9 protein-coding genes are annotated in these 12,081 nt (G+C 71.2%); 3 read left to right on the forward strand and 6 right to left on the reverse strand.

The annotated features are described in order from the left end of the window. Nucleotides 1-14 precede the first annotated feature (14 nt). From ACMTAK_RS25565 to pdhA, 5 genes are all read right to left on the reverse strand, one after another. Nucleotides 15-1,310, reverse strand: a complete 1,296-nt coding sequence (locus tag ACMTAK_RS25565; protein WP_413808372.1) for an MFS transporter — start codon at nt 1,308-1,310, stop codon at nt 15-17. Further along, a complete protein-coding gene (locus tag ACMTAK_RS25570) occupies nt 1,307-1,966 on the reverse strand; it encodes a GntR family transcriptional regulator (protein WP_037961894.1) in 660 nt (219 codons plus the stop codon). Before ACMTAK_RS25570 ends, ACMTAK_RS25565 begins: the two co-directional genes overlap by 4 nt. A gap of 124 nt (nt 1,967-2,090) precedes the next feature. Then, nucleotides 2,091-3,572, reverse strand: a complete 1,482-nt coding sequence (locus ACMTAK_RS25575) for a dihydrolipoamide acetyltransferase family protein (protein WP_413808373.1) — start codon at nt 3,570-3,572, stop codon at nt 2,091-2,093. A gap of 22 nt (nt 3,573-3,594) precedes the next feature. Continuing rightward, nucleotides 3,595-4,575, reverse strand: coding sequence for an alpha-ketoacid dehydrogenase subunit beta (locus ACMTAK_RS25580; RefSeq protein ID WP_037964409.1), 981 nt, complete (start codon nt 4,573-4,575; stop codon nt 3,595-3,597). Between the two features lies 1 nt (nt 4,576). Further along, nucleotides 4,577-5,743, reverse strand: coding sequence for a pyruvate dehydrogenase (acetyl-transferring) E1 component subunit alpha (pdhA, locus tag ACMTAK_RS25585; protein WP_262701945.1), 1,167 nt, complete (start codon nt 5,741-5,743; stop codon nt 4,577-4,579). 322 nt (nt 5,744-6,065) lie between these two features. Between pdhA and ACMTAK_RS25590 the strand changes: the two genes are divergently transcribed. Beyond that, nucleotides 6,066-6,734, forward strand: a complete 669-nt coding sequence (locus ACMTAK_RS25590; protein WP_413808374.1) for a response regulator — start codon at nt 6,066-6,068, stop codon at nt 6,732-6,734. Nucleotides 6,735-7,287: 553 nt separating this feature from the next. Then, the gene (locus tag ACMTAK_RS25595) at nt 7,288-8,328 is read left to right on the forward strand and encodes a phosphotransferase (protein WP_413808375.1); all 1,041 of its coding nucleotides are present in this window, start codon (nt 7,288-7,290) and stop codon (nt 8,326-8,328) included. Nucleotides 8,329-8,356: 28 nt separating this feature from the next. Here ACMTAK_RS25595 and ACMTAK_RS25600 read toward each other — a convergent pair whose 3' ends face one another. Beyond that, nucleotides 8,357-9,943, reverse strand: a complete 1,587-nt coding sequence (locus ACMTAK_RS25600; RefSeq protein ID WP_413808376.1) for a protein kinase domain-containing protein — start codon at nt 9,941-9,943, stop codon at nt 8,357-8,359. A gap of 312 nt (nt 9,944-10,255) precedes the next feature. Here ACMTAK_RS25600 and ACMTAK_RS25605 point away from each other — a divergent pair, with 312 nt between their 5' ends. Then, nucleotides 10,256-11,938, forward strand: coding sequence for a protein kinase domain-containing protein (locus ACMTAK_RS25605; RefSeq protein WP_413808377.1), 1,683 nt, complete (start codon nt 10,256-10,258; stop codon nt 11,936-11,938). Nucleotides 11,939-12,081: the final 143 nt, after the last annotated feature.

Raw genomic sequence — 12,081 nt, forward strand, 5'->3', positions numbered from 1 at the left:
GGAGGGCCACGGCGTCACGCCGGTACGTGCACCGCCTCGACGCGGCTCGCGACCACGCGCTCGCGCTCCCGGCGGTGCGCCCGCCCGCGCAGCCGCAGGATCTGGGCGACGCCGAGCGCCTGCAGCACGAACACCGAGGCGAACGCGATCCGGAAGTTCTCGCCGGTCAGGTCCAGCAGGACGCCGACGGCCAGCAGAGTGGTCATCGAGGCCGTGAAGCCGCCCATGTTGACGATTCCCGAGGCGGTGCCGATCCGCTCGGGCGGATTGGCGGGCCTGGCGAAGTCGAAGCCGATCATCGACGCGGGCCCGCAGGCGCCGAGCACCACGCACAGGACGATCAGCAGCCACATCGGCGCGTGGGCGGACGGCCAGAGCAGCACGGTGCCCCACAGCAGCGCGGTGGCACCGGTCGTGCCGAGGGCCAGCGGGGCGCGGGCGGCGTGGTGCCGGGCGATGACCTGCCCGTAGACCAGGCCGACCGCCATGTTGGACAGCACCACCAGGGTCAGCAGCTGACCCGCGGTCGCCCGGGACAGCCCCTCGGCCTCGACCAGGAACGGCATCCCCCACAGCAGCAGGAACACCATCGCCGGGAACTGGGTGGTGAAGTGCACCCACAGGCCCAGCCGGGTGCCGGGCTCGCGCCAGGCGTCCGCGATCTGCCGGCGGACGTAGTCGGCGCCCATGTGCGAGACGGGCGCGGGCTCGAAGCCCTTCGGGTGGTCCTTGAGGAAGAGCAGCACCAGGACGAGAACGACCACCCCGCCGAGCGCGCTGCCCGCGAAGGTCGTGGTCCAGCCGGCGCTGTGCAGCGCGCGGGCGATCACCAGCGTGGAGACCAGGTTGCCCGCCATCCCGAAGAGCGCGGCGACCTGGGCGATCATCGGCCCCCGACGGGCCGGGAACCAGCGCGAGCCGAGCCGCAGCACGCTGATGAAGGTCATCGCGTCACCGCAGCCGAGCAGCGCGCGGGAGACCAGCGCCATCGGGTACGAGTGGGAGAGCGCGAAGCCGAACTGCCCCAGGGTGAAGAGCACCACGCCGAGCATGAGCACCTTACGGGTGCCGAGACGGTCGACCATGAGCCCGACCGGTATCTGCATCCCGGCGTAGACCAGCACCTGGAGGATGGAGAAGGTCGACAGCGCCGAGGCGTTGATGTGGAAGCGCTCGGCGGCGTCGATACCGGCGACGCCGAGGCTGGTGCGATAGGTGATGGCGACGAAGTAGACGGCGACGCCCAGGCCCCATACGGCGACGGCACGACGTCCGCCGGGTGGATCACCGGGCAACTGGGCCGAGGTCATCGCGCCTCACCCCGGGCGAGGTTGTTCACCCAGCTGATGTGGCGCTGCACCAGCCCGGACGCGAAACCGGCGTCCCCGGCGCGCAGGGCCTGGAGGATCTCCGTGTGCTCGGTGATGTTCTTGGCGATGCGGTCGGGCTCGGCGTGCATGGTGGCCACGCCCATCCGCAGCTGGCGGTCCCTCAGCTGGTCGTACAGCTGCGCCAGGATGGCGTTTCCCGCCGCCCGGACGATCGCCGCGTGGAAGCAGCGGTCGGCGGCGGCGAAGGCGGCCAGGTCCCCGGCCGCGGCGTGCACCCGCTGTTCCTCCAGCAGTTCCTCGAGCCGGGCCAGCAGCCGCCCACCTGCCGGGACGACCTTGGCGACCGCGTGCTGCTCCACCAGCAGCCGGGTCTCGACCACGTCCGCGATCTCCTGGGAGGAGACCGGCAGCACCAGGGCGCCCTTCTTCGGATAGAGCTTGAGCAGCCCCTCGGCCTCCAGGCGCAGCAGCGCCTCCCGGACGGGGGTGCGGGAGACGCCGACGGCGTCCGCGAGTTCGCCCTCGCTCAGCAGCGTGCCGCCCTCGTAGCGGCGGTCGAGGACGGCTTGTTTGACGTGGTGGTAGACGCGTTCGGCGGCAGGGGGCGGCTTGGTGGCCGTATCGGCGGGACTCATGATGCGCACATCATAGATACAAGATGCATGCGCGCTCATCCCCCGTCCGCGATGCGGACGGGGGATGGGTTTCAGAAGGTGATCAGACCCAGGCGATCAGGCCCAGGTGATCAGGCCCAGGTGATCAGGCCCAGGTGATCAGGCGCTTCGGGCGCTCCAGGACCGCCGCGACGTCCGCGAGCACCTTGGAGCCCAGCTCGCCGTCGACCAGCCGGTGGTCGAAGGAGAGCGCCAGCGTGGTCACCTGGCGCGGCTTGACCTCGCCCTTGTGGACCCACGGCTGGAGCTTGACCGCGCCGAAGGCGAGGATCGCGGACTCCCCGGGGTTGATGATCGGGGTGCCCGCGTCGATGCCGAAGACGCCGACGTTGGTGATGGTGATGGTGCCGCCGGACATCGCCGCCGGGGTGGTCTTGCCCTCACGGGCGGTGGAGACCAGCTCACCCAGGGCGGACGCCAGTTCGGGCAGGGTCTTGGCGTCGGCGTCCTTGATGTTGGGGACGATCAGCCCGCGCGGTGTCGCCGCCGCGATGCCCAGATTGACGTAGTCCTTGTAGACGATCTCCTGGTGGTCCTCGTCCCAGGTGGCGTTGATGTCCGGGTTGCGCCGGATGGCCACCAGCAGGGCCTTGGCGACCAGCAGCAGCGGGTTGACCCGCAGCCCGGACAGCTCCGGGTCCTGCTTGAGGTCGGCCACGAGCTTCATCGTGCGAGTCACGTCGACCGTCACGAACTCGGTCACATGCGGGGCGGTGAAGGCACTGTGGACCATCGCCTGCGCGGTGGCCTTCCGTACGCCCTTCACGGGCACCCGGCGCTCCCGGGCCGGGGCGGCGGTGACGGCCGCGGACGGGGCCGTCACGGGCGTCTCCCGGGCCGCCTGGACGGCCTCGGCGGCCGCGTGGACGTCCTCGCGGGTGATGATCCCGTCCGCCCCGCTCGGGGTGACCGTCTCCAGGTCGATGCCCAGATCCTTGGCCAGCTTGCGGACCGGCGGCTTGGCCAGCGGCCGGGCGGTCCGGCCGCTGCCGTTCAGCGAGGGCGCGGGCGCGGGCGCGGGCGAGGGCGCGGCCTCGGGGCGCGCGGGGGCGGGCGCGGCCTCCTGGCGCGCGGGCGCGGGGGCGGGCTCCTGGGGTGCGGGCGCCCCGGCGGAGGGGGCGGGCGCGGACCGCTGGAGGCCCGGCAGCGGCTTGCGCGGACGGCGCTTGGTGGAGGCGGGCGCCGCCCCGTAGCCGACCAGATTGGCCTGGCGGCCCTCCTTCTCCCCGGGCTCGGCCGCGGCGGCCGGCTTCTCGGCGGCGGGGGCCTCGGCCGCGGTAGCGGCCTGGGGCGCCGCCTCCCCCGCTCCGGGGTTGGTGTCCACCGAGATGATCGGCGTGCCCACGTCCACGGTGGCGCCCTCGTCGAAGCGCACCTCGTGCACCACGCCGTCGAAGGGGATGGGCAGCTCGACGGCGGCCTTGGCGGTCTCGACCTCGCACACCACCTGACCGTCGGTCACGGTGTCGCCCGGCGCCACGAACCACTTGAGGATCTCGGCCTCGGTCAGCCCCTCGCCCACATCGGGCATCTTGAACTCACGGAAGCGCTGTTCGACTGCGGTCATCGTCACGATCTCCTCAAGCCCTTCAGTACGCCAACGCGCGGTCTACGGCGTCGAGCACCCGGTCCAGTCCCGGAAGGTACTCGTCCTCGAGCCGTGACGGCGGGTACGGCGAGTGGAAGCCGCCGACCCGCAGCACCGGGGCCTGGAGGTGATAGAAGCACCTCTCGGTGATGCGCGCGGCGATCTCCGACCCGGTACCCAGGAATACCGGTGCCTCGTGGACGACGACCAGCCGCCCCGTCCGCTCCACGGAACGCTGGATCGAGTCGAAGTCGATCGGCGACATCGACCGCAGGTCCAGGACCTCGATCGACTTGCCCTCCTCGGCGGCGGCCGCGGCGGCGTCCAGGGCGACCTTCACCATCGGGCCGTAGGCCGCGAGCGTCAGGTCCGCCCCCGGCCGCACCACCCGGGCGGCGTGCAGCGGGCCGGGGATCGCGGCGGTGTCGACCTCGGACTTGTCGTGGTAGCGGCGCTTGGGCTCGAAGTAGATCACCGGGTCATCGCTGTCGATGGCCTGCTGGAGCATCCAGTACGCGTCGGAGGCGTTGGCCGGCGAGACCACCTTGAGACCCGCCACATGCGCGAACAGCGCCTCCGGCGACTCGCTGTGGTGCTCCACCGCGCCGATGCCGCCGCCGTACGGAATGCGGACGACGACCGGCAGCTTCACCTTGCCGAGCGAGCGTGCGTGCATCTTGGCGAGCTGGGTGACGATCTGGTCGTAGGCGGGAAAGACGAAACCGTCGAACTGGATCTCCACCACCGGGCGGTAGCCGCGCAGCGCGAGCCCGATCGCGGTGCCCACGATGCCGGACTCGGCGAGCGGGGTGTCGATGACCCGGTCCTCGCCGAAGTCCTTCTGGAGCCCGTCGGTGACGCGGAAGACGCCCCCCAGCTTGCCGACGTCCTCGCCCATGATCAGGACCTTGGGGTCGGTCTCGAGGGCCGTCCGCAGGGACGCGTTGATCGCCTTGGAGAGCGACATCTTCTCGGCGGCCATGTCAGATGCCTTCCTCAGCGGTGACGAACGAAGCCTGGTACTCGGCGAACTGCGCCCGCTCCTCGTCGACGAGGGCGTGCCCGTCGGCGTAGATGTGCTCGAACATCGCCATGTCCTCGGGGTCGGGCATGGCCCGTACGGCGTCCCGAACCCGCTTGGCCAGCGCGTCGCTCTCCCGCTCGAGGTCGGCGAAGTACGCGTCGTCGGCCAGGCCCTCGCGGGTCAGCAGGGTGCGCAGCCGCAGGATCGGGTCCTTGGTCTCCCACAGCTCCCGCTCCTCGGGCGAGCGGTAGCGCGTGGGGTCGTCGGAGGTGGTGTGGGCGCCCATGCGGTAGGTGAACGCCTCGATGAGCATCGGGCCCTGCCCGGTGCGCGCCCGCTCCAGCGCGGCCTTGGTGACGGCCAGACAGGCGAGCACGTCATTGCCGTCCACCCGCACCCCGGGGAAGCCGAAGCCCTGGGCCCGCTGGTACAGCGGCACCCGGGTCTGCTTCTCGGTGGGCTCGGAGATGGCCCACTGGTTGTTCTGGCAGAAGAAGACGACCGGGGCGTTGTAGACCGCGGAGAAGGTGAACGATTCGGCGACATCGCCCTGGCTGGAGGCGCCGTCACCGAAGTAGGCCAGGACCGCGGCGTCCGCGCCGTCCTTGGCCACGCCCATCGCGTAGCCGGTCGCGTGCAGCGTCTGCGAGCCGATCACGATGGTGTACAGGTGGAAGTTGTTGCTGTTCGGGTCCCAGCCGCCGTGGTTCACCCCACGGAACATCCCCAGCAGATTGGTCGGGTCGACGCCCCGGCACCACGCCACACCGTGCTCGCGGTAGGTGGGGAAGACGTAGTCGGCGTCGTTCAGCGCCCGGCCGGAGCCGATCTGCGCCGCCTCCTGGCCGAGCAGCGAGGCCCACAGGCCCAGTTCGCCCTGGCGCTGCAGGGTGGTGGCCTCGGCGTCGAACCGCCGTGTCAGCACCATGTCCCGGTACAGACCGCGCAGCTCCTCCGGGGTGGGGTCGATGGCGTACTCGGGGTGCTCGACACGCTCGCCCTCGGGGGTCAGCAGCTGTACGAGTTCGGTCTGGCCCGCAGGCTGCTTCTTGGTGTCCCGCGCGGTGGTGCTGCGCTTGGCTCCGCTGCGGCGCGGCTTGCGCGCGGCAGTGCTCTCCACGGTCACGTGTGCTCCTCCGTCTGTCCGGCCCCCGGGATCCGCCGGCGGCCAGTTGCGGCTCGCCCGTTCCGCCACGGCGCACGGGGTGGGTGCGCCGGAGCATGACCGGGCGTGACAGGTTCCCGGCGGCTGGCCCTGCACAAGGCACGTTACCCAGTGCGTCGCATGTCTGCGAAACCCCACCTGACCTGCAATTTTGCTTGGATTTCCAAGTAAATCGCGTGAGTGGGGAAACTTCCACTGGTCACAGCCCCGCAGGCCGCCGGACAAGCGCACGGTATCCCGCTCGACAACGACGCGGGAAGACTTCGTGTGTGAGACTGGATCCGTGCGCGAAGAAGGAAAAATAAGGATTTTCCTGGTCGACGACCATGAAGTCGTCCGACGCGGCGTACGAGACCTGCTCGCGGGCGAGCCGGACATGGAGGTGGTCGGCGAGGCGGGCACCGCGGCCGACGCGCTGGCGCGCATCCCGGCCGCCCGCCCGGACGTCGCCGTCCTGGACATCCGGCTGCCCGACCGCAGCGGGGTCGAGGTCTGCCGGGAGATCCGCGCCCGCCACGAGAGCGTCCGCTGCATGATGCTCACCTCCTTCGCCGACGACGAGGCGCTCTTCGACGCCATCATCGCGGGCGCCTCCGGCTATGTCCTGAAGGACATCCGCGGCGACGAACTGCTCGCCGCCGTCCGGGACGTGGCCGCGGGCCGGTCGCTGCTCGACCCGGTGGCCACCGCCCGGGTACTGGAGCGGCTGCGCGGCCAGACGGCCGCCCAACCGGACGACCAGCTCGCCGCCCTCACCGAGCAGGAGCGCCGGATCCTGCTGCTGATCGGGGAGGGGCTCACCAATCGGGCGATCGGCGAGCGGCTGCACCTCGCCGAGAAGACGATCAAGAACTATGTCTCCAGCCTCCTCTCCAAGCTGGGCATGGAGCGCCGCTCGCAGGCGGCGGCGTACGTCGCCCGGATGCAGGCGACGCAGGCGCAGAAGCGCTGAGCGCTCCGCTGGAAGTGTCGCGATGCGCCGTCGGCCGACTGCGGCGCCGTCGTGGCTGGCCACGCGCGGCGGAGCCGCATATCGACACCGCCGCGGCGGAGCCGCATATCGACGCAGCCTCGCGCCCCGTCGGAGCGCTGCCCGGACCGTAGCGGACCCTCTGACCTGCTCAGCCCTGGCGGGGGGCGACGCGGGCCGAGACATGCTGACCCCACGGGCAAGGGCGGCGCAAGCCCGGAAGCACTGCCCCTTGGCGGAGGCGCGGCGCAGGCCCGGGAGCGCTACGGGATGTCCGACGGACCGCGGGGCGGAGCCGCATATCGACACCGCCGCGTGGCGGGAGCTTCGCCCCTGGACCCCGGGGTCTGGGGCGGAGCCCCCACGCGGCGGAGCCGCAAATCGACGCTGCGTGGGAAGGGGCGGGGAGGGGATCAGCCCGTCGCAGGCGCCAAGACACCTCGCCCCCGGCGCGGTCAACCCGCCGTGCCCCAGGGCGCCGTGCCCCGACTCCATGCGTGCTGGCGGCGATGTCCGGTGATCTAACATCTGGCAGGTGCCGCGCTCACATGTATGCTCCGCCGAGGCCGCTCCCGACGGGGAAACCCTGAGCGCCCTGCTTCGCCGCTATGAGACCGCCGGTGAGGCCGTCTCCTGCGAACCGCTCACCCAGGGGCTGCTCAACCGGGGCTACCGCCTCGCCACCACCCGCGGCCGGTTCTTCCTCAAACACCACCTCGACGGCGACCGCACCGCCATCGCCCGCCAGCACCGCGTCACCCAGCGGCTGGAGGCGCTCGGGGTGCCGGTCGCCCCGCCGGTCCCCGACGCCGACGGCCGTACGGTCGCCGTCATCGGCGGCCGCTGCTACGCGTTACACCCCTGGATCGACGGGCGGCACCGCGACGGCGGTGAGCTGACCGCCCCGCAGTCGTGGCGTCTTGGCGGGCTGCTCGGGCTCGTCCACACCTGTCTGGAGCGCGTCATGCGGGCCCGTACGGGCGACCGCAGGCCGCCCGTGGAGGCCGCCGCCGACCCCGAGGACACCTTCGCCGTCATCGACGAGCTGGTCACGCTGATCCGGGGGCGCCGGAACCGCGACACCTTCGACGAGCTCGCCGAGCATCGGCTGGTAGAGCGGCGGACGCTGGTGGAGCGGCACGCCCACCGCCGCCCCGAGGCGGACGCCGTCCCCGTCGCCGGCTGGGTGCACGGCGACTTCCACCCCCTGAACCTGCTCTACCGCGACACGGAACCGGCCGCGATCGTCGACTGGGACCGGCTCGGGGTGCAGCCACGCGCCGAGGAGGCGGTCCGGGCCGCCGCGATCTTCTTCGTACGGCCCGACGGCACCCTGGAGCTCACCAAGGTGCGGTCCTACGCGCGGGCGTACCGCTGCGCGGCGGGAGCCGGGACCTCAGAGATGGCCGCCGCCGTGCACCGGGTGTGGTGGGAGCGGCTCAACGACTTCTGGATGCTGCGCTGGCGCTACCAGCGCGGGGACCGGCGCGCCGATCCGCAGTTCCCGGCGGCCGCCGCGCTGGTGGTGTGGTGGACCCGGGAATACGACGCGGTCCGCGACGCCTTCTGCGGGTGACGAGGGCGCCGTGGGGCGCCCCCGGCCGTCAGGGGGTGCCGCCGGCGCCGCCGTCCGTGGCGCCCGCCGTGCCACCGGTGGGCTCGGTGGTGCCCGGGTCGGTCTCCGGGTCCGTCGGCGGGGTGGTCTCCTCGTCGCCGCCCGGGGTGGTCTCCTCGCCGGTCGGCTCGCCGGTGCCCGGGTCCGTCTCCGGGTCCGTGGGCTCGCCCGTGGGGTCGTCCTGGTACGTCGGCGTCGGGTTCGCGGTCGGGGTGTAGTCGCTGCCCGTGTCCCCGGAGGTGTTCTCGTCGTCGCTCGGGACCGTCTCGTCGCCCGAGTCGTCGCTCGGCTCGTCGGTCGGCTTCTCCGTCTTCTCCTGGGTGACCGACGTCTGGTGCTTGCCCGGCTGCTTCCCGCCGTCCTTGTCGCCCATCTGGAGGGCGAAGGCGACCCCCGTCGCGACCGCGATCACCGCGAGCACCGCGATCAGCCACATCCTGCCGCGGCCCTTACGGCGGCCGGAACCGCCGTGGTAGCCGCCGCCACCGCCGCCGGAGCCGGTGACGATCGGCTGCTGGGAGGTCTCGCCATGGCCCGGGTGCGGCAGTGCGGTGGTGGCACCGACGCTCGGCATGCCCATGGCGGGGGTGGCGGCGCCCAGGTGCTGGGTGACCGGGCCGGTGTTCCACATGCCGGTGTGGCCGCCGGCCTCATGGAGCATCTGGAGCGCGTACTGGACCAGTCCGCGCATCTCCTCGGCGCTCTGGAACCGGTCGTCCGGGTCCTTGGCGAGGGAGCGCATGACCAGGCCGTCCAGCTCCGGCGGCACGGTGCCGGAGGTCTCCGACGGGGGCACCGGGGTGTCCTGGACGTGCTGGTACACCACCGACAGCGGGGTCTCCCCGGTGAACGGCGGGCGGAGCGCCAGCAGCTCGTAGAGCAGGCAGCCGGTGGCGTAAAGGTCGGAGCGGTGGTCCACGGCCTTGCCGAGGGCCTGCTCCGGCGAGAGGTACTGCGGTGTGCCCATGACCATGCCGGTCTGGGTCATCGTGGACTGCGCGCCGTGCAGGGCGCGGGCGATGCCGAAGTCCATGACCTTGACCGCGCCGCTGTGGGTGATGATCACGTTGGCGGGCTTGATGTCACGGTGCACGATGCCGTGCTGATGGCTGTAGGCGAGCGCCTCCAGCACCCCGGAGACGATGATCAGTGCCTGGTCCGGCGGCGGCGCCTCGGCGTTGAGCAGCAGATCGCGGATGGTCCGGCCCTCGACCAGCTCCATGACGATGTATGGCACGGTGTTCTGGCCGACCGTGTCCTCGCCGGAGTCGTAGACCGCCACCACGGCGTGGTGGTTCAGCCCGGCCACGGACTGTGCCTCGCGGGTGAAGCGGGCCTTGGACACCGGATCCTCGGCCAGATCGGCGCGGAGCAGCTTCACCGCGACCGTACGGCCGAGCCGGAGGTCCTCGGCGGCGAACACCTCCGCCATACCGCCGCGGCCGAGTCGACTGGTAAGCCGATATCGACCATCGCCGACAAGGCCTCCATTACCCCACACCTCGGGCGTATCCGGCATACCGGACCCGCTGGCGTCAGGTTCGGAGGGCCCCTGGGCGCTCTGGGTCTGTGCCATCGGTCCTCGCCGTCTCGTTCTCGGTGGGGGTCGGGTCGAGATCGCCCCGCCCACGGGCGGTACGGTTCCCGCTAGGCACGCTACAGCCTTCGCGCCGTGTATCGGTTGGTGATGGACCGGCCATCAAACCTGTTGACGGTGAAGCGATGCAAATCGCGTGACGGGTTCTTGCGCATCCGGTCACGGAACGGGCAACGCGGCTTGACGTGTCCGTGGCCTGGGGCAGACTTGGCCACGATATCCAGAACATCAAGATCAATGCGTCGAAACGTGCGCGTCAGAGTAGTGAGTGCGCCTAGGGGGAAGTACGAAATGAGCCAGTACGGCGCATCGGGCAGGTATCAAGGCCACTCTCTGGCGAACGGCCGCTATCAGCTGCGTGACCTGCTGGGCGAGGGCGGCATGGCCTCCGTTCACCTGGCCTATGACACCGTGCTGGACCGCCAGGTCGCGATCAAGACGCTCCACACCGAGCTGGGGCGCGAGCAGTCCTTCCGCGAGCGGTTCCGCCGCGAGGCCCAGGCGGTGGCGAAGCTCACGCACACCAATATCGTCTCGGTCTTCGACACCGGCGAGGACGCCATGGACGGCTCCCTGATGCCGTACATCGTCATGGAGTACGTCGAGGGGCAGCCGCTGCGCTCGGTTCTGGACGGCGATGTCCGGCAATACGGCGCGATGCCGACCGAAAAGGCACTGAAGATCACCAGCGATGTGCTGGCGGCGCTGGAGATCAGCCATGAGATGGGGCTGGTCCACCGCGATATCAAGCCAGGTAACGTGATGATGACCAAGCGTAATGTGGTCAAAGTCATGGACTTCGGCATCGCCCGCGCCATGCAGTCCGGGGTCACCTCCATGACCCAGACCGGCATGGTCGTCGGCACCCCGCAGTACCTCTCGCCCGAGCAGGCGCTGGGGCGCGGCGTGGACGCCCGCAGCGACCTGTACTCGGTCGGCATCATGCTCTTCGAGCTGCTGACCGGCCGGCTGCCCTTCGACGCGGACTCGCCGCTGGCCATCGCGTACGCGCATGTCCAGGAGGAGCCGGTCGCGCCCTCCTCGATCAACCAGTCCATTCCCCCGGCGGTGGACGCGCTGGTCGCCCGGGCCCTGAAGAAGAACCCGAACGAGCGCTTCCCGACCGCCGAGGCCATGCGCGACGAATGCGCACGAGTCGCCCGTACCGGGCAGACCGGCGCCTCCCCGATCATCATCAGCGGTGGCCCCCCGGCCCGCAGCGGCGCCGGTGTCGGTTCGGCGGTCTTCCCGCCGATCGACCAGCAGACGCCCGCGCCCGGCCCGGGCAGCGTCCAGACGCCGTACCAGCCGCAGCACACCCCCGGGCAGTTCGGCGCCTTCGGCCCGTCCACCCCGCCGCCCCCGGCCGGCCAGACGCCGTCCACGGCACCGCTGGGACAGGCGGGCTATCAGACCCCGACGCCGTCGTACCAGGGCCCCAGCACCCCGCCGCCGTACAACGTCTCGCCCTCGACGCCCTCGACGCCGTCGACGCCGTCGGGGAGCGGAGGCGGCAGGGGCAACAAGGGCGTGATCATAGGCTCGGCCGTCGTCGCGGCCATCGCGGTCATCGCCGTGATCCTGGTCATCGCGCTCAGCGGCGACGGCGAGGGCTCCAAGGACGAGAGCAAGGGGGGCGGTGGCGGCAAGTCGGCGTCGCCGTCGGCCTCCGACACCGCCGCGGGCTTCCGCATGGGCGACAAGACCAAGACCATCGACCCGAAGAAGTGCACCGACGCGTACGAGGACACCGATGAGAAGGGCACGTACTCGGTGCCCGACTTCCAGAACCTCTACATCGACTCGGTGAAGAAGTGCATCCGCGCGGCGGGCTGGAAGTACCGCGTGGTGCCCCAGGACGAGAATCTGTGGGGCAAGGGCACCGTCCTCAATTACACGTACCGGAACTACGAGCCGTACAACCCCAAGACGGACACCATCGAGCTGACCGTCTCGACCGGCAACCCGGAGTAGGAGCGGCTCCCGCCCGCTCCGCTTCCGGCACGACGACGCCGCGGGCCTCATCGGAAGGTGAGGCCCGCGGCGTCGTTTCGTTATGTCCGGTCGTTATGTCCGGTCGTTGTGTCCGGCGCGTGTCCCGGTCGTTGTGTCCGGCG

The organism is Streptomyces lacaronensis (assembly GCF_047337785.1).
Lineage (GTDB): Bacteria > Actinomycetota > Actinomycetes > Streptomycetales > Streptomycetaceae > Streptomyces > Streptomyces lycopersici.

Coding starts and splice junctions, on each gene's coding strand:
- ACMTAK_RS25565 (WP_413808372.1), bottom strand. CDS start 1,310: ATGACCTCGGCCCAGTTGCCCGGTGATCCACCCGGCGGACGTCGTGCC.
- ACMTAK_RS25570 (WP_037961894.1), bottom strand. CDS start 1,966: ATGAGTCCCGCCGATACGGCCACCAAGCCGCCCCCTGCCGCCGAACGC.
- ACMTAK_RS25575 (WP_413808373.1), bottom strand. CDS start 3,572: ATGACCGCAGTCGAACAGCGCTTCCGTGAGTTCAAGATGCCCGATGTG.
- ACMTAK_RS25580 (WP_037964409.1), bottom strand. CDS start 4,575: ATGGCCGCCGAGAAGATGTCGCTCTCCAAGGCGATCAACGCGTCCCTG.
- ACMTAK_RS25600 (WP_413808376.1), bottom strand. CDS start 9,943: ATGGCACAGACCCAGAGCGCCCAGGGGCCCTCCGAACCTGACGCCAGC.
- ACMTAK_RS25605 (WP_413808377.1), top strand. CDS start 10,256: ATGAGCCAGTACGGCGCATCGGGCAGGTATCAAGGCCACTCTCTGGCG.